Raw genomic sequence first — 24,197 nt, forward strand, 5'->3', positions numbered from 1 at the left:
TAGATGTCTGATATTAATGTTTGAGTTGGGGCGATTGATTTTATCAAATTGACGCCCTTTTTTATTTTAATTGTTGAATTATTAGTTGAATTGTTTTGTTTTTAATTATTTTTTTATTTTTATTTTTCTTAATTGTTTTTCGTTAAAACAAACCTAATGAATAAGCAATATTAATTGCTTTTGAGCGACTGTCTACAGAAAGTTTTCCATAAATATTACGCAAGTGAGATTCAATGGTGTAACGTGATAATCTAAGTGAGTTTGCAATATCTTGATTATTTAAGCCTTGTGTTACAAGTTCTAAAATTTCTAACTCTCTAGCAGAAAGAGTTTCCGTCATATTTGATCTTGTAGGTGAGGGTTTAATTTCTGTTGATAAAATCATTTGAATTAAAAAGGGATCGATTGGTAGTCCCCCTTTTAAAATTTGTTTAATCGACATTAGCACTTCGAAATCATCACGCTCTTTAAGCAGGTAACCTGTTGCACCAGCTTGTATTGCCTTTAAAACGGCCTCTTTCGTGTTCAATGCTGAGATAACTAAAATTGGAATAGTGGTGTTCTTTTGTCTTAATTTTTTTATTAATTTCGTTCCATCTCCATCGGATAAACTTAAATTGACTAATGCAAAAGAGATATTTTGATTTTGTGCAATTAATAAGGAGTGATGGAGGCTTTCTGAAAAAATCAAATCATTATTTTTATAATTAAGCTCTGTTAATATGTTTTTTAATCGTTCTTTAATTATTTTGTCGTCTTCAGCAATTAATACCGGTGCAGACGGTATAAAACTGGAAGCGTGTGTCTCTAAGGAGTTTTCTATTGCCCTTGCTTGTGAGATCATAATATTTTCATTTTTTAAAAATAATTATGATTATAAGCGTGAAATATTTATTTTTTATCATTATTGTTAAATAATTTTAAGTGTTTAGATTTTTTAAATAGTTTTTAAAAAATATCTCTATAATTTTAGAATTAGGTCTAATTAATATTAAGCCTGTTTTGAATATGACCGTCATATGCTTATTAGCAGATTTTAGCGACTGTTGCACTCTAAAGCGGCTGATCATTTACATAGAGCATAATTTTGAGACCAGTTGGAACGCCCCATGTGGTACAAGCATCACCACAGACACATTAACTGGCACTTACGGGAGTACTAAGTAATAGCGATACTTACACAAACATTTCCAAAGATAGGAAAGTCAAAGCATACATCTCCATGGCGATAAGAAGTATGGATACATGCGCTGGGGCCTAATGCCGCTACATTTGTACTACGCAGTTGGTTTTGTACTGACTCAATCGTATTCGTTGATTTAATAGCAGATCATTGTTATTTATCGCTACCTTCACCATTAAAGCCAACTTTTGTATAGTCTGGTACTACTTGTAGGGCACATTGACATCCGCTCAAGATTTTTACTTCCTTTAATATTTATAAAAGTGATCGCTCATACTTAGATGGTTTTTCCAAAATTCGCCCCATTTTTTGTGGTTTCTGGTGTCCACAACAAATCCTAATGCGACCAGATGAGATCGCATTAAGATTGAAAATCGATGTGTTTAAATTGTTTTATTGGCGAGAAGGGTAGATACCTTCTAAACTGATGATGTAGTACAAAGCCAAATAAGGATTGGTAATATCAACAGGTTGGTTAGCCCCTGTGAATGATGTGGTTTGTTGTGGTAGGGAGACTTGAGCTGTTCCAGCGACTGTCTTCATATTCACCAATGAGTTTGTACTTTGAGTAAAAGTGTCATATACACTCCCTGTACTTGAATCATTGGCATTTGCCCAAACAGCATTGCTTGGATCACTGCTGCTTCCACCGAGTCCGCTTGCTTGTGGTGTTAAGGATACTGTCGAATTAATATTTTGAGCTGCAATAAGGTGATTATGTGCAGGCAAATTATTGAGGGTTAGAGTCGTGGTTTGACTACCAGCTGTTTGGCCAATTTGAAAATTACTATTTACTCCAAGTGCGAAACGACCACCTAGGTTTGGTAGGGCGAAATTGCTCACCCCATTCCCCCCATAAGTCGTACCTAATAAGCTAAATAGCGCTTGATTTTGAGCAATTGGTAATAGTTGTCCATTACATGCAGCCCATCCTCTTGGGACGAAGTTGTATGGAACGAGTATAATTTCACCAAGATATGGGTCGGCGCTCATATTTTTCCCCTTTTAGTTTTTAAGACATGTTGTTGATGTTTTTGTAGTTTTAATTTAATGGCATTCTTCTAGGGTGAATATCCCCAAAACATCGTATTTTATTTGAATGCACTTATATTTTCGGTTGATTGATTTTCTGTAGCTGTAGATCGTTTCTATGCTTAGATTTAATCGTAGTGAAATGTCTGTACTACAAAGATCTTGAGCTAATAGCTGAGCAATAGTGTGTTCTCTTGGTGAGAGGGTAGTTAGAAATTCAGAATAGTAGGGGGAAAACTGAATTAAACTGGCGCGATGGTGGATATTAAGCTTTTGATAAATATTTTCTTGATGCGTGGTAACGGTTCGTTCACTGATATGAATTCTTTTCGCTATTTCTTTAATACGATAGCCATGTACCAACATTTAAAAAAATCTGGCATTCGCGTTTGCTTAATTGACTTATAGTTTCCATTTTGAATCCTTTTTATCTATCGTTGTTAAAAAAGTTGCTCCGTAGCGTTGAGTTATTAAAGATAAATTAAGATGTTTTGACATCATTGAAATTTGTTATTTAGACGATTTTTTTGAAGTTTTTTTAATTTTTCTACCAAATTTCAATGATTCATTTGTGCGAAAAATGTTCTCTAATTTATGTGGTTATATTCACAAAATGAAGGGAATAATATGAATACTATCTTTAAAAAAATTTGGAGTAGATCTCTAGGGTGTGTGGTTGTTGTTTCTGAAAATGCAACCAGTGAACATAAAACAAGTCGAATAGGTCATGTAAGAAAAGATTCTCAAACTTTCAAAAATGATAAACCTCAAGAAACATTGCGCTTAAAACCAATTGTTATTGCTCTAGGGGTTTGCATATCAACGTTAATAACTCAGCAGGTTTTTGCGGAACAAGTGATCACATGTGGCGCAAAAGGTGCAAATACTAATCCAGGGATTGCTGCTACAACGCACGGAAATTCTATTGTGAGTCAGCAATATTGGGGGGCCATCAATTGTTATAACAATTCACCAATTTCTGACGACAAAATAGTAAATGATGATTTTGATGTCACAGTCAATGCCGATACGCTAAAAGTTGGAGCAGGAGGTATTACTTCTAAAGGTTCTTTAAGTGGATCGGCGGGTAACGGAACGATTTCATTTAATAATAATAAAATTACAAATTTAACAAATGGAACGTCTGTAAATGATGCGGTTAACTTCGGGCAATTAAATTCGCTAGCAAGTGTTTTTGGAGGAGGCGCTGGTTTTAATAATGGCGTTTTTTCAGGACCAACATATACGATTCAAGGGTCTAATTATAGCAATATTGGGAGTGCTTTTACTGCAGTCAATACGAAGTTGACTAGTTTACAAAGTCAGATTGATGCAATACCGACTGGGGCTGGTGCAGATGGTAAAAGTGCTTATGAACTAGCAGTCGCTGGTGGATATGTCGGTACCCAAAGCCAATGGCTAACCTCACTTAAAGGCGATAAGGGAGATAAAGGTGATAAAGGGGATAAAGGTGACAAAGGGGATGTCGGAGCTCAAGGTGCACAGGGTGTAAAAGGCGATACTGGTGCTACAGGGGCGCAAGGTGTCCAAGGAGATAAAGGCGATAAGGGCGATAAAGGAGATATCGGAGCGACAGGTGCTCAAGGCGCACAGGGCGTAAAAGGTGATACTGGTGCTACAGGGGCGCAAGGTGTCCAAGGAGACAAAGGCGATAAGGGTGATAAAGGAGATATCGGAGCGACAGGGGCTCAAGGTGCACAGGGTGTAAAAGGTGATACTGGTGCTACAGGAGCACAAGGTGTCCAAGGTGATAAAGGCGATAAGGGCGATAAAGGAGATATCGGTGCGACAGGTGCTCAAGGTGTTCAAGGTGATAAAGGTGATAAAGGTGACAAAGGAGATGTCGGAGCTCAAGGTGCACAGGGCGTAAAAGGTGATACTGGTGCTACAGGGGCACAAGGTGTCCAAGGAGACAAAGGTGATAAGGGTGATAAAGGAGATATCGGAGCGACAGGGGCTCAAGGTGCACAGGGTGTAAAAGGTGATACTGGTGCGACAGGAGCACAAGGTGTCCAAGGAGATAAAGGTGACAAAGGAGATGTCGGAGCTCAAGGCGCACAGGGTGTAAAAGGTGATACTGGTGCAACAGGAGCACAAGGTGTTCAAGGTGATAAAGGTGACAAAGGAGATGTCGGAGCGACAGGTGCTCAAGGCGCACAGGGTGTAAAAGGTGATACTGGTGCAACAGGAGCACAAGGTGTTCAAGGTGATAAAGGTGACAAAGGAGATGTCGGAGCTCAAGGCGCACAGGGTGTAAAAGGTGATACTGGTGCGACAGGAGCACAAGGTGTCCAAGGAGATAAAGGTGACAAAGGAGATAAAGGTGACAAAGGAGATGTCGGAGCTCAAGGCGCACAGGGCGTAAAAGGTGATACTGGTGCGACAGGAGCACAAGGTGTCCAAGGAGATAAAGGCGATAAGGGGGATAAAGGAGATATCGGAGCGACAGGAGCTCAAGGTGCGCAGGGTGTAAAAGGTGATACTGGTGCGACAGGAGCACAAGGTGTCCAAGGAGATAAAGGCGATAAAGGAGATAAAGGCGATAAAGGAGATATCGGAGCGACAGGGGCTCAAGGTGCACAGGGTGTAAAAGGTGATACTGGTGCGACAGGAGATAAAGGCGATAAGGGTGATAAAGGATATATCGGTGCGACAGGAGCTCAAGGCGCACAGGGTGTAAAAGGTGATACTGGTGCGACAGGAGCACAAGGTGTCCAAGGAGATAAAGGTGACAAAGGAGATGTCGGAGCTCAAGGCGCACAGGGCGTAAAAGGTGATACTGGTGCTACAGGGGCGCAAGGTGCCCAAGGCGATAAGGGCGATAAAGGAGATATCGGAGCGACAGGGGCTCAAGGAGCGCAGGGTATAAAAGGTGATACTGGTGCAACTGGTAAGAGTACTTTTGACATCGCTGTCGATAATGGCTTTAAAGGGACAGAACAAGAATGGTTAGCATCGCAAGGTGGAAAAACCCCATTCCTTGACGCTCAAGCAAATAGTGCAACCTCAGGTGCGAAAGCAACAGGCAATGGCGCAATTGCGCTTGGTGATGGTGCCAATGCTGATGGTGCAGATAGCACTGTGATTGGGGCTGGTGCTTCAGCCAAAGGGGAGGCAAATACGGTTATTGGTAAAGGCAATAAAGTCGAAGGTAATCGCTCAGGCGCTTTTGGTGATCCAAATGTAGTTCAGGCTGATGGTAGTTATGCGATTGGAAATGATAATACCATTACGGGAGATAATAGTTTTGTTGTTGGTAATAACGTCAATACTTCAGCAAAAAATGCTGTGGTTTTAGGCAATGATTCAGCTTCATCTCGAGATAATACTGTTTCAGTTGGAGCCGCGACTAAGGAACGCCAAATCATTCATGTCGCAGCAGGAACTGAAGATACTGATGCTGTAAATCTAAAACAAATGAAAGAAGCGGACGTTAAGACCTTAGCTGAAGCGAAAGCTCATGCTGACGCCGGAGATAAAGCTACATTAAATAGCGCAAAATCCTATACAGATGAACGTGAAGTCATTGTGCGTAAAGATTATATTACAGCAGATGCCAAAGTCCTTAATGATGCAAAAAACCATGCAGATGAGGGGGATAAAGCCACCTTGAGCAGTGCTAAAACCTATAGCAATGAACGTGAAGCTGTGATGCGCCAAGAGTACAAAACAGCAGATGCGAAAGTATTATCCGATGCAAAAGCATATACCGATACTAAAGTCACTGATCTCGAAAATAATTTTAGAGATGTTTCGAAGCGTGTCGATCAAACCAGTCAAGACCTAAGAAGGAATCGTGAGATTGCTGCACAGGGTATCGCAGGTATTAGTGCGATGACCAACATTCCAATGCCTGCAGATCAAGGTGCCTCATCAGTTGGTGTCGGTATGGGGTATTATGATAGTCAGTCTGCAATTGCAGTGGGGGCGAGTCATTATTTTGATAATGGTGTCGCAATCAAAGGTGCTTTTTCAAGTGGCTTTAATAATGGCAATACCGCTGCCGTTGGGGCAGGTGTTTCCTATTCTTGGAAATAATAGAGCTTTAACTGAGTGGTTGGGTAAAAGTAGGTGTCTTAAATGCACCTACTTTTTGTTAATGGGTATACGCATTTCGACTTTCAAAAGTAATGAATAAAGTAGACATATAGTCATCATAAATTCATAAAATTGCTTAAACGTGAAGCATTAGAGCAAGCTCTCTACAAAATAACCCTATGTCAGGCATGGCGTTTTGATACGCCTATGCCTATAATATGCCTACTTGAAAAATTAGTAGACTGTGATTGGTATGTTATATTCATTGGCTCGCCCTTTGTTGTTTACTTTAGCGCCAGAGCGTGCACATGAACTCACACTTTCTATGCTAGATAAAGCCCATAAACTTGGCTTTATGCATCAGAAAGTTGCTGCAAAACCTGTGACTTGCATGGGAATTGAATTTCCAAATCCTGTTGGTCTTGCTGCTGGTCTAGATAAAAATGGTGCACATATTGATGCTTTGGCGGCACTCGGTTTTGGTTTTATCGAGATTGGAACCATTACACCACGCCCACAGGCAGGCAATCCTCAACCTCGTTTATTCCGTATTCCTCAAGCTAAGGCTATTATTAACCGTATGGGTTTTAATAATGATGGTGTGGATAAACTGATTGAAAATGTAAAAGCGTCGAAATTTAAAGGTGTTTTGGGCATCAATATTGGCAAAAATGCGGATACACCTGTTGAAGATGCGGTATCTGACTATCTGATCTGTCTAGAAAAAGTTTATAATTACGCTTCTTATATTACGGTTAATATTTCATCTCCAAACACTAAAAATCTTCGCAGTTTGCAAAGCGGCGATGCGCTGACTGAATTGTTGCAAACTTTAAAAGATCGTCAGCTTGAACTGGCAGATCAATATAACCATTATGTTCCATTGGTGCTTAAAGTTGCACCTGATTTAAGCTCCGAAGATATTCACTTTATTGCAGCACAATTATTGCAATTCAAGATTGATGGTTTGATTGTGACCAATACCACTTTAGGTCGTGATGGTGTGGAAAACTTGCCAAATGGAAATGAGGCAGGTGGCTTGTCTGGTGCGCCAGTATTTGAAAAGAGTACTGAATGCTTACGCCAATTTGCTGAAGTATTGGCAGGTCAAATTCCATTGATCGGTGTTGGTGGTATTTTAATGGGTGAGCAGGCGGTTGCAAAACAGCAAGCTGGTGCAAGCTTGGTACAAGTGTATAGTGGCCTCATTTATACTGGCCCAACATTAGTCAAAGACTGTGTTGATGCGATGACTGTGTGAAATGAACACACTTGATATCATCATTCTGATCATCTTGCTCATTGGAGGGCTGAACGGTTTGCGTCAAGGATTTATAAAAGCCTTTGCGAACTTGATCGGATGGATATTCGCATTGATCATTGGGGCAAAATACGCTGTGGTGTTGGCACCTGCAATGAGCAGTCTCAGCCAAGACCCTGTGGTGCAAAAAATTGCAGCCTTTGCCTTTATTGTGCTGATCATTGTGGTGTGTACATGGATTGTGTCTGCATTACTGAATGGGCTCTTGAAAAGTTTGAAATTGGGCCCATTAAATCGTTTAGCAGGTGGTGCATTTGGTTCCCTCAAAGGGCTCCTTATTGTGCTGATCGCCATGCAGGGTTTAGGTCCTTGGGTCGAGAGCTCACCGCATTGGAAACAGTCTAAATTCGTACAAATTTTATTACCTTACGCACCTTTGGCGACAGAGTTATCCAAAGATGCGGCAAATCAAGCTTTAAATCAAATGACATCAGAAGGTGCGTTATTACATCGCCCTTCGCAAGAAATGGACGAATCGGAACGTGCTTCTGTGAATGAGCGTTCCGATCATTCGACGAAAAATCCTTTTTATTAATCGCTAGCTTGTCGCGAGGTTGCTATGTGTGGAGTTGTTGGGATAGCCGGTAAATCACCAGTGAACCAAATGTTATTTGATGCCTTAACGATGCTGCAACATCGAGGACAAGATGCTGCAGGGATCGTAACCTGCCATCAAGGGCGTTTATTCCTCCGCAAAGATAACGGTATGGTACGCGATGTATTCCATACTCGTCATATGCGTGCATTGCTTGGAAACTATGGGATTGGGCATGTTCGCTACCCAACTGCAGGTTCATCAAGCAGTGCTGAAGCACAACCCTTTTATGTAAACTCACCCTATGGTATTACCCTTGCTCACAATGGTAATTTGACCAATGCTGCTGAAATTCATGATGACCTGTTCAAAACGGATTTACGTCACATGAACACCGATTCTGATTCTGAAGTGTTACTCAATGTGTTTGCACATGAGTTACAGAAGATCGGTACTTTGAACCCAACACCTGAAGATATTTTCCACACAGTATCTCGTGTGCACGAGCGTTGCAAAGGTGCTTATGGTGTCGTCGCGATGATCACAGGCCATGGTCTGGTTGGTTTCCGTGATCCAAACGGGATTCGTCCTTTGGTTTACGGTTCGCGTGAAACCGAGCAAGGTGTTGAATATATTATTGCCTCTGAATCAGTAGCAATTACTGCGCTTGGTTTTAAGGTTGAACGTGATATCGCACCAGGTGAGGCAGTTTTCATTGATGCCAATGGTCAATTATTCACAAAGCAATGTGCTGCAAATCCTGAATATCGTCCATGTATTTTTGAATATGTGTACTTTGCACGTCCAGATGCAACCATTGATGGCATTTCAGTATACAAAGCCCGTTTAAAAATGGGTGAGAAGCTGGCGCACAAAATTCTAAAAGAATGGGGCGAGCAACATGATATTGATGTGGTGATTCCAATTCCTGATACCAGTCGTACTTCTGCTTTAGAATTGGCGAACATTCTAGGGGTGAAATTCCGTGAAGGTTTTATGAAAAACCGTTACATCGGACGTACCTTTATTATGCCTGGTCAGCAACAACGTAAAAAATCAGTACGTCAAAAGCTAAACCCTGTTGAGCTTGAGTTTAAAGACAAGAATGTACTGTTGGTCGATGACTCGATTGTTCGTGGTACTACTTGTAATGAAATCATTCAAATGGCCCGTGATTCAGGTGCGAAGAAGGTATTCTTTGCTTCTGCTGCGCCGATGGTGAAATATCCAAACGTCTATGGTATTGATATGCCAGCCAAGGCAGAATTGATTGCATCAGGGCGTACAGTCGAAGAAATTCGTGAAAATATTGGTGCAGATCGTTTAATTTTCCAAGATTTGGAAGATTTAAAAAATGCAGTTCGTACCAGCAAGGTGCCTGATCTCACTGAATTTGATTGTTCTGTATTTGATGGTGTCTATGTTGCCGGTGGCATCGACAAAGAATATCTCGATGCACTTGAGCAAAAGCGAAGTGATTCTGCGAAAAAGAAATCAGATGGCTATATTGATGTGAACATTGATGCAGCCTCAGTTGATCTCACTGGGATTAAAGAAGAGTAATCATCTTAATCTATAGAAAAGCGGGAATTCCCCGCTTTTTTATTTTATGATAGGCAGTACGACAACCCTAACTGAAACAATGTAATCAGGAAAACTTACATTGAAAGAAATGAGCCATTATCTAATTGAAAATAAAAACATTGCATGGTCAGTCAGTTTCTGTCTTCTGGCAATGTTACTTACCGTCTTTATTCTCAATTTAATTTTGGGATTGGTTGTTCATTTCTTTGATTATTCACAACCGATCTGGTGGCATGTTCTCAGTCCATATTTTATAGTCCTACTCATTTTTGTTTTAGTGTGGTCTGTTGGTGCGGAACTTTATGTGCTGCGTGAAGGCGGGCACTCTTTAGCAAAACAGCTCAAAGCACGTCGTTTGGTCTTTGATGAAAGTACCCCAGAAGAAAGTACCGCATTAAAAGTGGTTGAGCAGGTTGCAAAAAGCTTTGATATCGATACGCCCGCAGTCTATGTATTGCCTGATGAAGTTGGGGTAAATGCCTTAACCGCAGGATTTAGATCACAGGATATTGTGATTATTTTGACGTGGGGGGCATTACAAAATCTGGATGAGCTTGAGCTATATGGTTTGCTCAGTTATGAATTTAACCAGATTTTATCCGGTGAAGCGGTTGAAAATACCAAGCTGAAAATTTTATATAGCGGCTTAACCACCTTTAGCCAATGGGGGAGTAAGCTTGCTCAGGCGGGCTATAATCCATACGCGACCTCATATCGAAATAAGTTTGAGACGATTTTTGTGGCGATTGGTGGAGTAATTTGGCTGATTGGGAGCTTGGGTATTCTCATTACCCGTTGTATCAAATATCTCACTTTGAGTGGTCGTACCTTCCGTAATGATCTTAAAACTATGCGTTTGATGAATAATAATGCCAATATTCAAACCTTATTACGGATTTATGTTCATCACTCAGGCTCACAAATTCATAGTGCTTATTCTGAGTCGATCTCACATATGTGCTTTGCTAACTCGCTTAGTCCGCAAAGCTGGATGAACATTCATCCGAGTATCAAAGAGCGGATTTATGAGTTGAATCCAACTTTATTACAGGATTTACAATTAGAAAATTTAAGAAAGCTTCGCAATCGTCCCTTATTTAGTTTATTCCGTTCATTAGAAGAAGAAAGTGCGGATATTACAATGCCGTGGAGTTCACCACAGCCATTGCCTTTGTTGCGATTATCTCCGATTAGCTTTGCTTTAAATGATGCAATCAAACCCCTCAATCCTGAAGTACGTAAAAATAAAAAGCGTCCTGAATTAATTCAGCGAGCGATGCAGACTGCTACGGGTTCACGTGAGGTGATGGTTGCGATTTTGATGATCCGCCAATATCGTGAATTTATTCCACAAGAAGCGCCTGTGAGTCATGCGATTGTTGATGCATTGTTAAATCTAGATGGTCGTATTCATGTGCAGATTTTCCATGATGCCTGTAAAAATATTGGACATATGCCAACCAGTATTGCACGTCAGTTTTTAACTAAGCTGGCTTGTATTATTCAAGAAGATGGCGAGGTGGGGTTGCTTGATGCCCTATTGTTGGAACGGGTGAAGCAAGAGTTGAATTTAATGCCTGCACATTTGCCTGCTGCATTTGAAGATGTGAAGTCGCAAATTGTGCATTTGATTGATGCGCTGTTACATGTTCAACAGATCAATAGCCCAAATCAGCTCGAGGTTCGCGAACGCATTTTGCAAATGCTTCTAACAGCAGATGAAATGCAAACCTATGCCGACATTTCAGACGAGCCACTTGATTTGGCTGAAATTCTAAATGATGTTTCTGGTTTATTGTTACGTGACCGCCTCAATATTCTGTCGATTGCAGAAAGATGTCTCTGGAATGATCGAATCATTACCCAAGATGAATTAGACGTGTTGGAGCTTTTGTATTGGCGTTTGGGCTTTGATACCCATGAAGTGGTTGAACAAATGCAAAAGAAAAATAGTTTGATGATTATTTAATGCATTACTTTGATGAATTGGAATCTGTTTATTCAACCGTTACGTGACAATCACATAAAGAGCTTACATTTCAGGGTAAGCTTGCCATTTATTTTATACTTGTATTACCTACTTTTTGAGTAAGTTATGGAACATATTGAAATTTTAAAAGCCTTATTTTTAGGTTTTATTGAGGGTCTTACCGAATTCTTACCCATTTCAAGCACAGGTCATTTGATTTTATTTGGTCATATGATTGACTTTCATTCTGATGATGGTCGTGTATTTGAAGTTGTTATTCAGCTTGGTGCAATTTTGGCTGTGTGCTGGTTATATCGTCAAAAGATTTTTGACTTGGTCAAAGGTTTCTTTAGTGGAGATGCAGAAGCGCGGCATTTTGCTTTTAGTGTCTTACTCGCTTTTATTCCAGCTGTTGTGATTGGTATTTTTGCGGTCGATTTCATTAAGAGTGTCTTGTTTAGCCCGCTTGTAGTGGCATTTGCTTTGATTATTGGTGGTTTAATCATTTTCTGGGTTGAGTCTAAGAACTTTGATCATAAAACCACAGATGCCACCAAAATCACTTACAAACAAGCATTTTTAGTAGGCTGCGCGCAATGTGTCGCGATGATTCCAGGGACTTCACGTTCAGGTGCAACCATTGTGGGGGGGATGTTTGCAGGCTTGTCTCGTAAGGCAGCGACCGAGTTTTCCTTCTTCTTGGCCATGCCAACCATGTTGGGGGCAGCAGTCTTTGACTTAGCACGTAATGCCGATGTATTGACGCAAGACAATATGTTGAATATTGGTGTTGGTTTTGTGGCAGCCTTTATTTCAGCGCTGTTGGTGGTGAGTGCGTTGGTAAAGTTTGTTGAACGCCATACTTTACGTGTGTTTGCTTGGTACCGTATCGTGCTTGGTATTATCTTATTGTTTGTATTCCTATAAAAAATAAAAAAATCTCCCTTTTTGCAACTGCAGAAAGGGAGATTCTCCGCTAAAATTTTTCTTCTTCATTTCTACATCCCAAATCTGGTTCGATAGCACAATGACAATAGCGAAAATGAATGCTCGAGACTTAATTATTGATTTATTGCTAGGTCTTCAGGGACGAGCGATTTCCATTAAGCAAATTATTCTTGCGGCGCAACTTTTTGAAATTAGTGAAAACAGTATTCGGGTTGCTGTGACGCGACTCTCGAGTGAGGGTGTGATTGAAGCAATTGAGCGTGGTGTATACCAGTTTACAGTTCAATCGCATGAATGGGCCAATGTCATGCTCAATCGTAAACATGGGATTCAACAAACCAAGAAGTGGAATCAGCAATATTTAGCCGTTTTTACCGGTGAATTGGGGCGTGTTGATCGTACAGCCTTGCATCGTCGAGAAAGAGCGCTCAAGCATTTCGGTTTTAAAGAACTTGAACAAGGTATTTATCTTCGTCCAGATAACTTAGTCATTGGTTTTGATCAGCTTGTCGCTGAATTAAAAAGCTCTGGTTTAGAAAACAGTGCAAAGCTTTGTCAAATTAGTCATTTTGATGCCAAAACCTTAGCTGCAATTCCTGAACTTTGGTCAAGGCAAACCTTAAATCAGAATTATCAGAAATATAGTCAAATGATCCAAACATGGTTATCGACAGCACATCAATTGAGTTTGGAAGACGCGGCTAGAGAGTCATTGTTATTGGGGCGTCAAACGATTTCGTTATTGATGAACGATCCATTGTTGCCAGAAGGTTTTGTCGATGTGGAGCTTCGTGAACAATTTGCGCAAAGTGTGCAACAGCTGGATCAAACAGGTTTGAACTCTTGGCGAAAATTCTATGAGGGTCAAATCGAGTGATTACAAATATTACATTAAATTTAATTTTAATAGATTGACAGAAATATTACTTAATTTAAAATAAAAATATAAATTGTGTAGTTTTAAAATAAAACAAATACAGGATAGGGATATGAATACACGTGTGGCGATTAGTGATTTATTCTCTCGCGAAGAGATTACTGAATTAACAGCGAAGTCCGATGTTCATGGCAGTTGGGCCGTGTTTTCGACATGGGCCGTCATTGGCGGCACATTTGCTGCGGTTGCAAGCACTTGGGAATATTTACCTGCTTGGGGTAAATTGCTTATGTGTATTGCAGCTTTGGTGATTTTGGCTGGTCGACAATTGGCATTGGCAATTATCATGCATGATGCCTCACATCAGAGTTTATTTAAAACCAAATGGTTGAATGACACCTTAACGGATTGGTTGTGCGCGCGCCCGATTTGGAATGATCTACATAAATATCGTGCACATCACATGCGTCATCATAGTAAAACCTCTACGGTCGACGATCCAGATTTATCGCTTGTAGCTGGTTTCCCGACGACTAAAAAATCACTCATGCGCAAATTTATGCGGGATTTGTCGGGTGTAACTGGATTTAAGTTTGCGGTTGGCCGAGTGTTGATGGATATTGAGAAGATGGAATGGACGGTCTCGAATGATCGTCGTTGGATTCCTCAAGAAGGGCGACATTGGACCGATTATCCCAAAGCATTCTTAAAGAATAGTGGCGGTGCAATTGTAACCAATGCGGCTTTATTTTCAGCATTGTGGGCGGCAGGTCATCCTAAACTCTATGGGTTATGGGTATTGGCTTATTTAACCCCGTTTCCATTGTTCCTACGTGTTCGTTCAATGGCGGAGCATGCTGGAATGGAGACTAGTCATAGCGCTTTAACCAATACCCGTACCACAAAGGCGGGTTATCTGGCACGAGCTTTGGTCGCACCGATTAATGTGAACTATCATAAAGAACATCATTTAATGGCAGCTGTACCGTATTTTAAATTGCCACGGATGCATCAGATGTTACGTGAACGTGGGCATGTAGCTGCTCCACCAAGCTATTGGCAAGTATTGAATGAATTATCAGATAAAGCGGATTAAGCAATGGATTTTGGATTTCAGTTGTCAATCTGAAGAGCTATAACATAAACAATTGGAGTGATGCATGGCGGCTACGAAAGAGGAAATCATGGGATTCTTGGCGCAAGAATTTCCACAGGCGCTTAAGAAAAGTGTAATTGAAGAGATTACGCCCAAAGGTGCACAGCTACTTTATCGTGTTGATGCAGGGGATCTACGTCCAGGGCAAACTGTTTCTGGTCCAACGCTTATGTTGATCGCAGATTATGTGCTCTATATTGCCATCTTGGGGCATTTAGGTTTGGTCGCGATGGCGGTCACGACCAATATGACCATTAACTTCTTTCGTAAACCCAATGGCAATCGGGATATACGGGCGGTTTGTAAGTTAATTAAAGTGGGGAAAACCTTGGTTACAGGGGAAGTCTGGTTATATTCGCTAGATGATGAGGAACCTGTTGCACATGTGATCGGGACTTATGCACGACCACCTCAATAGAAACATGATAAAAACTAAAGTATTCATTTCACTTGCATGTGGTTTTAGCCATATGGAGGTGAAATTTATTCGAAAGCAAATTCTTAAATGAAATGATTTTTAAAGATTGATTGACTGCAAATACATTAAAAATTGAAATCTCGTCATAGGATCGTGTCAACAAATAAGTTGAGATAAAGAGATAAAACAAATCTTATCTGGGAAGAACGAGATGATGATTAAAAATGGTTTAATTGCTTTGGCATTATTCGGGTTCGCTGCTACAACACAGGCGAAGCAAACGGTTTGTGTATTTGATCCAGTCGGTAAATCTGGTGATGCATTTGCATTGGCAAAAGATTATGCACTCGAAGCTAAAAAATGGGGTGCGGATATTGATTTAAGAGCCTATGTTGATGAACGTGTCGCCGCTGAAGATTTGAAAGTTGGACAATGTGATGGCGCAATTATTAGTGGTTTGCGTGGACGACAGTTCAATAAATATGTTGGTTCACTTGATGCTGTTGGCGCTTTAACTGATTTAAAAACCGCTATTCTTGCTTATCAATTGTTATCTAAACCCCAAGCGGCAAAAAACATGCTGAATGGTCCCTATGAAATTGCGGGTCTGGGAACCATTGGCCCAGCTTATCTATTTGTTGCAGATCGAAATATCAATACACTGGCGAAAGCCGCAGGTAAGAAGGTAGGGGTGTTTGCCTATGACGAAGCACAACCTAAACTGGTTGCTCAAATTGGCGCACAAGCGGTTTCAGTCGATGTGACCAATGCTGGTGCAAAGTTTAATAATCATCAGATTGATATTGTGCCTGCACCAATCGTCGCCTACAAACCATTTGAACTGTATAAGGGGTTGGGAGATAAAGGCGGAATCGTAAAGTTTCCACTGACGCAAATCTCGGCAAATTTCATTATTCGAAAAGATAAATTTCCCGAAGGATTTGGGCAGAAATCTCGTGAATGGGTGGCGGGGCAACTCGGTCGTACTTTTAATATTATTTCAAAATACGAAAAAGAAATTCCAACCAAATACTGGATGGTTATCCCACCTGAAGAACAAGTTAACTATATGAAGATGATGCGTGAAGCACGTATCTCACTCACTAAGGCAGGAATTTATGATCCAAAAATGATGAACTTCTTGAAAAAAGTTCGCTGCAAACAAAATCCAAACAACTTTGAATGTGCCCTCAATGATGAGTAACGCATGATTTGATTCATGAACCCGCTTTATTGATTGTAATTGAGAGGGTTTTTTATTGATAAGTCAGCAGAAATTGTTAAAAATCATAACAACATTTAAGTATGCGAAAGCCTAAGAACATGCTACAACTAAAAATGTTCAAATTTATTTGTTCTTACGATTTCCAACGAATATGACGCTACCGCACGACTTAACACCTTTATCGCAAATTGAGTCAAATCAAGAACATATTTTAGCGATTAAGCGTAATGACTTATTACCTTTACTCAATGACCCGCATCGCCTCAATCATTATGCGGATCATTTAGTACAAGCCCAAAGTGTCTTATTGAATGGGGTTGATCCTAAGCTGAATCAACAGTTGAGTGAAGTGATTACTCAGATTATTCAGCAGCTGTCTTTATCAAAAAAACATTTGGGCACACGACGTTTTAATGCACTACAAAAATGGCTCGGGATTGATATTGAGTACGATGCAGGGCAGGTGAAGTATGTCAAAGATCTTGATCGTTTAATTCATGAGGCCAATCATTTAAGTCAACGCTTGCAGATCGAAATTCAAAAATCACAGTCTCGTTTGCAACAGGTCGTGGGTTTAAGGGAACAGATGGCTGCCTATATTCAGGCAGCTGATGAGTTTTTAATAGAATATCCTCAATTTACCAAACAGCAAGTACTCGATCATTTTGTCGAGCGACTATCTAAAAAAATCAATACCTTACAGACATTACAAAGCAGTAATGATATTGCGATGAAACAGATGCAATTGTCACAGTATTTGTCTTTCAGTCTTCTGGATCGTTTTAAAGAAGCACAACAGGTCTTAATTCCAGCATGGCAATATTATTTAAAGCAAAGTCGAGAATCTAACTCGACAGCAACATTGGATCAACTCGATAAAAGTCGAGAGGATCTCATTCAAAATTTGAAAAAATCATTACAGAAATAAGAGGGAAATATGATGTCAGATTCAGAACTTAGCAAAGCATCTCATGCGCTTGAAATTAAGCCAGAGCAGCGTTTTGAGCAGTTGAACTTAAAAGACTTAGGTCTTCAACCTCAAGATTTTGCTGAAGTGATGGATGCACATAAAGAACTGGCCGATATTAGCACGACTGTTGTTGCAGAATACGGTAAAAATATTGCCAACAAGACATCGACTTATACCGATGAATTATTGAGTTTGGTTCAAAATAAGGACTTAGATGCCACAGGTCAAAAGTTGAATGAGGTGGTTCAAGTTGCACAGCAGTTAAATACGTCAAGTATTTTAAATAAGTCTAAAAGTTCAGGTTTTTTCGGTGGTTTACTGAGTAAGTTTAAGGGTGCCAAGCAAAACTTTGATCAGCACTTTAATACCACCAAAGAACAGATTGATGTATTGGTTAAAGAGATTGAAAGTTCACAGTCGGGTTTAAAGGCACGTGTTGGAACGCTAGATAAAATGTTCGATGCGGTACAAGATGAATATAAACAACTGGGTGTTTATATCGCTGCGGGGCAATTAAAACAGCAAGATATTCAACAACAGATTTCGATGCTTACAACACAGGAGCAAGATCAGCAAAGTACTCAACAGATCTATGATCTGAATCACTTGGCAAATAACCTTGAAAAAAGAGTCAGTGATTTGCAGGTTCTGCAACAATCTGCGATGCAGACCTTGCCGATGATTCGGATTATTCAGTCGAATAATTTAATGTTGGTGGATAAGTTTTATGCCATTAAGAACATTACGCTACCTGCCTGGAAAAATCAGATTAGTCTAGCGATTTCATTACAAGAACAAAAGAACAGCGTACAACTCGCCAAGGCGATTGATGATACCACCAATGAATTATTACGTCGTAATGCTGAGCTATTGCATCAGAACTCTGTGGACACAGCCAAAGCCAATCAGCGTTCTGTAATTGATGTTGAAACACTTGAACATGTACAAAACACCCTCATTAAAACCGTAAATGATGTGATTCAAATCCAAAAAGAAGGCATGCAAAAGCGGGCTGAAGCGACCACACGTTTGCGTGCTTTGCAAGAGAATTTGAATCATTTGGTGCTTGAGAATAGCCAACCACCTCAATCTTGAGATGTTTTTAATCGTTAAAGGAAAGATCATTGTCACCCATAGAAGATTTTAGCGTACAACCGATTGACCAGCGTTTAGCGCTTTTAAAAAAGCGTCAGCGTCATTTGATGATCTGGTTTGTTCTCGCCAGTAGCTTAGTCGTTGTGACGGTTGCATCGTTATTTTTGCAAAAAGAATTTATCTATCGTTTCTTTGATCTTTCTACACATGTTCAGGTTTTAGATCTGCCTTATCATGTTCAAGAGCTTATTCCATTTAAGCAACCTGCAGATTACTTCTTTAGTTTGTTGTCATGGTTCGGTTGGTTGTTGCTAAAAATTTTTGTTGCATTCATTGGTGCTTTTTTATTGGTCAGTTGGGTGAGGAAATTTAAGTTTTTTCAACAGCGTTTCCAGGCATGGTCACAACGGATTTTGGCTTGGATCATTGCATTTATTTTGCTTTGGTCAAGTCTCAGCTATATCCAATATGATTGGAAAGATGAAACTGAGCAGGCTTATCAACAATGGATGAGTTATCAAAGCAATATTGTTGAAAGCCGAATTGCACAAGATTTACAGCAAGCAGATATTGCTGCAACTGAAAAAGCCTATGTCTTGGCACAAGTCGCATTATTGCACCAACCTGTTGATCGTAAGACTGCTAATATTTATGTAAATCAATTGATTAGTGCTGAAAAAACGAATCCAACCCAATTTAAAAGCTACGATTTTAAGCCTGAGCAATTATGGGTCATGCAGCAGCAGTTGTATGGCAAAAGTATCACCTCAGTCACCCAACCTCTAGATCAACGTGCGCAGCAAGCAGAGCGTGTGTCTCAGATCATAAATGTGATCTTGTGGGGGATAACAATATTGGCAATTGCTTTAAGTACAATTTTATATGTACTTGCCAAAAATTTGAAAAATCGGCGTGTTCGAATTACCCAAAAGCTTGATGTCTCATAAATCTATATTCGGTTTATCCGATCAAACTCATAAAAACATACTGTTTTACCTATTTAGTACTTTTGCGTACTATAGCCTCATTGAATGAATTTAGCTGATTTAAAAGCCTTAGCCTTTGGAGAAATACATGTTAGATCAAAATATTAAAACTCAATTAAAAGCTTACTTAGAACGTTTAGAAAGTCCAATCGAGTTGGTTGCTGCTTTAGATGAATCAGACAAAGCTGCAAAAATCAAAGAACTCGTGACTGAAATTGCTGAACTTTCTGACCAAGTTACGGCGCGTTTTGACGGTTCAAACGCTCGCCGTCCTAGTTTTGGTGTGGCCAAAGCAGGTGAACAACCACGTGTGTTCTTTGCTGGCTTACCGATGGGACATGAGTTTACTTCTTTGATCTTGGCATTATTACAAGTGTCTGGTTATGCGCCTAAAGTGTCTGATGAAGTACTCACTCAGATCAAAGGTCTCAACTTAAGCGCAAACTTTGATGTGTTTGTATCTTTAAGCTGCCACAACTGTCCAGATGTCGTACAAGCTTTAAACTTAATTGCGATCAACAATCCAAATACCACAGCAACCATGATTGATGGTGCTTTCTTCCAGGACGAAGTTGAAGAACGCAAAATCCTGGCAGTACCGATGGTATTCCAAGACAACCAACATATTGGTCAAGGTCGTATGACTTTGGAAGAAATCGTAGCCAAACTGGATAGCAATTCAGCTGAGAAAGATGCCGCTGCAATCAATGCCAAAGACGCATTTGATGTATTGGTGATTGGTGGTGGTCCTGCGGGTGGTACTGCTGCAATCTATGCAGCACGTAAAGGGATTAAAACTGGGATTGTCGCTGAACGCTTCGGTGGTCAGGTCATGGACACCATGGACATTGAGAACTTCACGACCGTTCAAAAAACCGTCGGCCCACAGTTTGCTCAAGACATGGAAGCCCATGTGCGTGAGTACGGTGTGGATATCATGAACCTGCAACGTGTCAGCAAGATCACTGGTGCAGATCAAACAGCCAATGGTCTGGTTGAGGTTGAACTGGAGAATGGTGCCAAACTTGAATCGAAAACCATTATCCTGTCTACAGGTGCGCGTTGGAGAGAAATGAATGTACCGGGTGAAGCTGAATACCGTACCCGTGGTGTAGCCTACTGCCCACACTGTGATGGTCCATTATTCAAAGGCAAACGTGTTGCCGTGATTGGTGGTGGTAACTCAGGCGTAGAAGCAGCGATTGACCTTGCAGGCATTGTAGAGCATGTAACTTTGGTTGAGTTTGATACCAAACTTCGTGCTGACCAAGTATTGCAAGATAAATTAAACAGCTTGCCAAATACCACTGTGATCTTGAATGCTCTCAGTACCGAAGTGGTGGGTGATGGTGCTCAAGTAACGGCCTTGAAATACAAAGACCGCGCCACAGATGTTGAACACACAGTCGAGCTTGCAGGGATTTTTGTACAGATTGGTTTATTACCAAACACAGATTTCTTGAAGAATAGTGCGGTTGAACTGAGTAATCGTGGTGAGATCGTGATTAATGATCGTAATGAAACCAATGTCAAAGGTGTCTTTGCCGCAGGTGACTGTACTACAGTGCCATATAAGCAAATCATCATTGCCACAGGTGAAGGCGCGAAAGCATCACTATCTGCTTTTGATTATATGATCCGTTCTGGCGTATAAATGATTTGATCTAAAAAAGCCCCACATTGTTGGGGCTTTTTTATTGTATTTAGTGCTTGGGTTTATATAAACCATGATCGACAAGGTGTTCACGTAAAATACGTCGTAACTCTAGAACAGCTTCAGGTGTCTCTTGGATTGAGTGACCGCCTGTGAAAATCTTCTCGGAAACGGCGCCATCTAAATGAGCACTTTTATAAGGAACAATCCCATCTGTAATGACATTTGGATCATCACTTTTGGTAATGTTACCCATAATCGAGTGAAAAATCAGTCCATTTTCTGGCGGAATAGAGGCAGTTAACTCCATAAATTTGGATTTTTTACTGAGATCACTTGGCCCATTCTGAATCACATCATTGGTTAGGGTTTTAACGAATTCTTTTAAATCCATGTCATCACTGGTGAGTGTATCTGCCAAAGTGGTCAAGAAGGTTGCAGGGAGTTTGATGATTTTACGTGCCGCCAGTGTAAACCAACGATCGGCAAAATCAGTTCCTTTATGTGGAGCAGCCAAGAAAATGGCACGATCAAAATTAGTAATCGGTTCCATTTTGAGTCGTTCACCAATGACAGGGTGTTTACGTAAACGCGTTTGTTGACGGTTACTCATCATGGTGAGTGCCTGCTGGGAAATATCAGCTTTGCTCACCAAGAGTCGGCTGATAATCCCGCCCATACTATGGCCAATTAACACCGCATCTTGGGCTGCTGCATCCTTATCATTCAAGGAGCCAAAAGCTTGTTTTAAAAGCGCATAAATCTGAAAGCGACTTTCCAGAATTGGCATATTGGTTGAGTAAAAGACCTGCCATACTTGATAATGCTCTCGTAATACGGCATCACCCATAATGTCATTGGTTACGGCAATCCATGCTTCTGGGCTGCTGGCAAGACCATGTACCAATACGATTACTTTTTTGTTCGGATTATAGGGTTCCAGCATATATAGATGTGGCATGGTGAGATGCTGATCACGATCAATTAAGGTTAAATAGGCTGCTGCACCTAAATTATTTTCAGCTAACCAAAGACCATAAGGTGCAGAGAAATTGGCGGCAAGCGAATATTCTTTACCTGCAATACTCACTTTCTCTACGCTATAAGGGTCATAAACCTTTACTTCAAAGTTTGGGTTATTTAAAACATCGTTAATCGTTGCGGCGGCATTCTTGGGCTGCGCAATGATGGTTGCAGCCAAATAACGTGCTTTATGAATATTGGGGTTAAGTCCATTCGGATAGCTATAACTTAATGGATCAAGAATATATTTATTTTCACCATGGGCAGCATCCGTTGACGGAAATACTGCAACGAAATCTGAACCGAAACCATCTCGGCGGTTAATCGCTCTTAAGCCTGAAAAGTTCATGTTATAGCTGGAAATAAATTTTTCCAACTTCATATTTTGTAGACGTTGATAGGACTGAATATCGATGGTGTAGGTGCTTTTGCCAATCTGAATTGTGGGATTAATCGTTTTAGCTGGGTTTCTTAAACTATGCACATTCACCAGCTTGGTTAGAGCTTGATTGTAAAAGTCTCGAATTTGAACCTGACGGTTATCAAAAATGCGTTCTTGCGGTTGGCGTGCTGTTTTGAACAAATATGCATAGCTATAGCGAATACTTTTGTCTAAAGCTTCTAACTCTTGATCTAAGCATTGCTCATAAGTCTTTTGAATGGTTTTCTGTTCTTCTTCTGGTTTGTGTTTTGTCAATTTACTGATTTTGCATTCGGAAGAATCCGAAAGGGTGAGTGCCTTGGAAAGATATAATTCACTCGCAGTCGATAATAATTGCTCATCCTGAATTTGTGGGATTTTATGTAAGTCTGCAATGCACTCATTTGGTGTTTGCATACACACTTTGGCTTCTTTGCCAGACATCGACAGGACATTGAGGCTGGCTTCGCTGAGCTTTTTTTGCGTAAGAATACTATTACGTTCGTTAGCAATCGTTACATTCACTGCTTGCTGCTTAAGACTGACAACTTGGCAGCCACTGATCAGCATGGTGCTGAATAGAGAGATAAAAAATAAACGTTTATTGGGGTTAAATGCTAGCATGATATGTCAGCAAGTTCGTTGGGAGATTCTTGCTATAATACGAAAATCGAATGTTTTTTCAATGACAGATAAAAAAATAGACTGTACACGACAGTCTATTTTTACAAATCTAACCAGTTCCAATTAGTTGAGAACTTGCCATACATTCCAGCGTTTGCCAGTTTCAACTTCTTTGATCAAGCGGTCAGTCACTTCCGCTTCATCTGGATAGCTTACTTTGTAGTTTTTCAAAGTTTGAATCGCATTTTTCTTTTGCTCTAACCAGAGATAGTTGTTGGCAGCAGAAAGATAAGCTTCTTGAACACCACCTTTCATGGCTTTGTCTAAATAAGGAATGGCTTCACGTTGACCGCCACCTTCAGACAAGCCAAAACCAAACCAGAAGTTAGTTTCTGGGTCATTTGGGTTAATTGCAAGAATACGTTGTGCATAAGTCAAGGATTTTGAGGTGTAAGCGGTACCTAAGTCGAGGTTACGTGCCATCACACTTGCTTTAAAAGCACGCGTCAATACGTCTAGAGAGGCATTTGGCTTTTCAGCTAAAGCATCTAATTTCTGTGTCGTTTCTCTTAACTTGACTTCATAACCTTTACGTTCTTGACGTTCAGGGAAACGAGGTGGGTAGTGGCGGGCTTTACCTTCTACCAGTTGTAAAAAGTCATCAATTTCAGTGACATCAACTTCATTATCACCAGCAAGAACTGCATATTTCATGCTGCGTTGCTTGTTATCAATGGTTGGAATAATCAGTTTGTTGATATCCAGCGTGGTTGATTTTGTTGGATCGCTTTGTAAGGTCACGACCATTTTTGTGACAGGCTGAGCAGCTGCATCTTTGATCGCAACTTCAAAGCTTGGTGGAGCATCATATTTAACTGGATTTAAAGCATAGAATGCAGGAGTTGGATCTGGTTCCTTGAACACAAATGGTTCAGCAACCTTGTCTTTTTTAACTGGGGCGATGCCACAGGCCGTCAAAAAAGAAGTTGAAAGTACAAGTAATGCCAAAGGCTTAAAATTCATGCTTTACATCCATTAATTTTAGTTAAATGAGAAGTAGATCGTTGGTTTCACCAGTCTAGGAAAAGCAAAACCAACTTGCAATGAAAAGCGTGTT

General features: G+C 40.4%; 19 protein-coding genes and 1 pseudogene. 15 read left to right on the top strand and 5 right to left on the bottom strand.

The features are described 5' to 3' along the window. Positions 1-142: 142 nt before the first annotated feature. From V6E90_RS12355 to V6E90_RS12365, 3 genes are all read right to left on the bottom strand, one after another. Entirely contained in the window at positions 143-844 is a 702-nt protein-coding gene (locus V6E90_RS12355) for a response regulator transcription factor (protein WP_065342811.1), read from the bottom strand. A 732-nt stretch (positions 845-1,576) separates the two neighbouring features. Next, complete coding sequence (locus V6E90_RS12360; protein WP_016541151.1) at positions 1,577-2,176, bottom strand: phage tail protein; 600 nt, start codon at positions 2,174-2,176, stop codon at positions 1,577-1,579. Positions 2,177-2,230: 54 nt separating this feature from the next. Beyond that, a complete protein-coding gene (locus tag V6E90_RS12365; protein ID WP_332605495.1) occupies positions 2,231-2,581 on the bottom strand; it encodes a LuxR C-terminal-related transcriptional regulator in 351 nt (116 codons plus the stop codon). Between the two features lie 261 nt (positions 2,582-2,842). Between V6E90_RS12365 and V6E90_RS12370 the strand changes: the two are divergent. The 15 genes and pseudogenes from V6E90_RS12370 to ahpF form a co-directional block, all read left to right on the top strand. Further along, a pseudogene (locus V6E90_RS12370) lies at positions 2,843-2,896 on the top strand (ESPR-type extended signal peptide-containing protein); the annotation flags it as partial. Positions 2,897-3,142: 246 nt separating this feature from the next. Beyond that, positions 3,143-6,274: a hypothetical protein gene (locus tag V6E90_RS12375; RefSeq protein ID WP_332605590.1), complete on the top strand. Its 3,132-nt coding sequence runs from the start codon at positions 3,143-3,145 to the stop codon at positions 6,272-6,274. 253 nt (positions 6,275-6,527) lie between these two features. Beyond that, entirely contained in the window at positions 6,528-7,535 is a 1,008-nt protein-coding gene (locus V6E90_RS12380) for a quinone-dependent dihydroorotate dehydrogenase (protein WP_016543165.1), read from the top strand. Position 7,536: 1 nt separating this feature from the next. Continuing rightward, complete coding sequence (locus tag V6E90_RS12385) at positions 7,537-8,130, top strand: CvpA family protein (RefSeq protein ID WP_016543164.1); 594 nt, start codon at positions 7,537-7,539, stop codon at positions 8,128-8,130. Positions 8,131-8,154: 24 nt separating this feature from the next. Beyond that, complete coding sequence (purF, locus tag V6E90_RS12390) at positions 8,155-9,693, top strand: amidophosphoribosyltransferase (protein ID WP_023270002.1); 1,539 nt, start codon at positions 8,155-8,157, stop codon at positions 9,691-9,693. 100 nt (positions 9,694-9,793) lie between these two features. After that, complete coding sequence (locus V6E90_RS12395) at positions 9,794-11,683, top strand: M48 family metalloprotease (RefSeq protein ID WP_016543162.1); 1,890 nt, start codon at positions 9,794-9,796, stop codon at positions 11,681-11,683. 126 nt (positions 11,684-11,809) lie between these two features. Continuing rightward, positions 11,810-12,610 carry an undecaprenyl-diphosphate phosphatase gene (locus V6E90_RS12400; protein ID WP_016543161.1) on the top strand — a complete coding sequence of 267 codons (801 nt, stop codon included), beginning with the start codon at positions 11,810-11,812 and terminating at the stop codon, positions 12,608-12,610. Between the two features lie 100 nt (positions 12,611-12,710). Continuing rightward, positions 12,711-13,508, top strand: coding sequence for a PaaX family transcriptional regulator (locus V6E90_RS12405; RefSeq protein ID WP_332605496.1), 798 nt, complete (start codon positions 12,711-12,713; stop codon positions 13,506-13,508). A 112-nt stretch (positions 13,509-13,620) separates the two neighbouring features. Continuing rightward, entirely contained in the window at positions 13,621-14,604 is a 984-nt protein-coding gene (locus V6E90_RS12410; protein ID WP_332605497.1) for a fatty acid desaturase family protein, read from the top strand. 64 nt (positions 14,605-14,668) lie between these two features. Next, positions 14,669-15,082 (top strand): PaaI family thioesterase, encoded by a 414-nt coding sequence (locus V6E90_RS12415; protein WP_023269999.1) that lies wholly within the window; start codon positions 14,669-14,671, stop codon positions 15,080-15,082. 211 nt (positions 15,083-15,293) lie between these two features. Further along, positions 15,294-16,286, top strand: a complete 993-nt coding sequence (locus V6E90_RS12420) for a putative solute-binding protein (protein WP_332605498.1) — start codon at positions 15,294-15,296, stop codon at positions 16,284-16,286. 172 nt (positions 16,287-16,458) lie between these two features. Then, the gene (locus tag V6E90_RS12425; protein WP_332605499.1) at positions 16,459-17,235 is read left to right on the top strand and encodes a tellurium resistance protein; all 777 of its coding nucleotides are present in this window, start codon (positions 16,459-16,461) and stop codon (positions 17,233-17,235) included. A gap of 12 nt (positions 17,236-17,247) precedes the next feature. Continuing rightward, complete coding sequence (locus V6E90_RS12430; RefSeq protein WP_332605591.1) at positions 17,248-18,372, top strand: toxic anion resistance protein; 1,125 nt, start codon at positions 17,248-17,250, stop codon at positions 18,370-18,372. Between the two features lie 29 nt (positions 18,373-18,401). Beyond that, entirely contained in the window at positions 18,402-19,319 is a 918-nt protein-coding gene (locus tag V6E90_RS12435) for a hypothetical protein (protein WP_262758784.1), read from the top strand. A gap of 127 nt (positions 19,320-19,446) precedes the next feature. Beyond that, positions 19,447-21,012 carry an alkyl hydroperoxide reductase subunit F gene (gene ahpF / locus V6E90_RS12440; protein WP_332605500.1) on the top strand — a complete coding sequence of 522 codons (1,566 nt, stop codon included), beginning with the start codon at positions 19,447-19,449 and terminating at the stop codon, positions 21,010-21,012. Positions 21,013-21,061: 49 nt separating this feature from the next. On the opposite strand, the gene V6E90_RS12445 is transcribed toward ahpF, so the two are convergent. Both V6E90_RS12445 and V6E90_RS12450 read right to left on the bottom strand, forming a co-directional pair. Continuing rightward, the gene (locus tag V6E90_RS12445) at positions 21,062-23,080 is read right to left on the bottom strand and encodes an esterase/lipase family protein (protein ID WP_332605501.1); all 2,019 of its coding nucleotides are present in this window, start codon (positions 23,078-23,080) and stop codon (positions 21,062-21,064) included. Positions 23,081-23,203: 123 nt separating this feature from the next. Then, complete coding sequence (locus V6E90_RS12450; protein ID WP_016543256.1) at positions 23,204-24,103, bottom strand: ABUW_2363 family tetratricopeptide repeat lipoprotein; 900 nt, start codon at positions 24,101-24,103, stop codon at positions 23,204-23,206. Positions 24,104-24,197: the final 94 nt, after the last annotated feature.

The organism is Acinetobacter sp. ESBL14 (assembly GCF_036668815.1).
Classification (GTDB): Bacteria; Pseudomonadota; Gammaproteobacteria; order Pseudomonadales; family Moraxellaceae; genus Acinetobacter; species Acinetobacter gyllenbergii.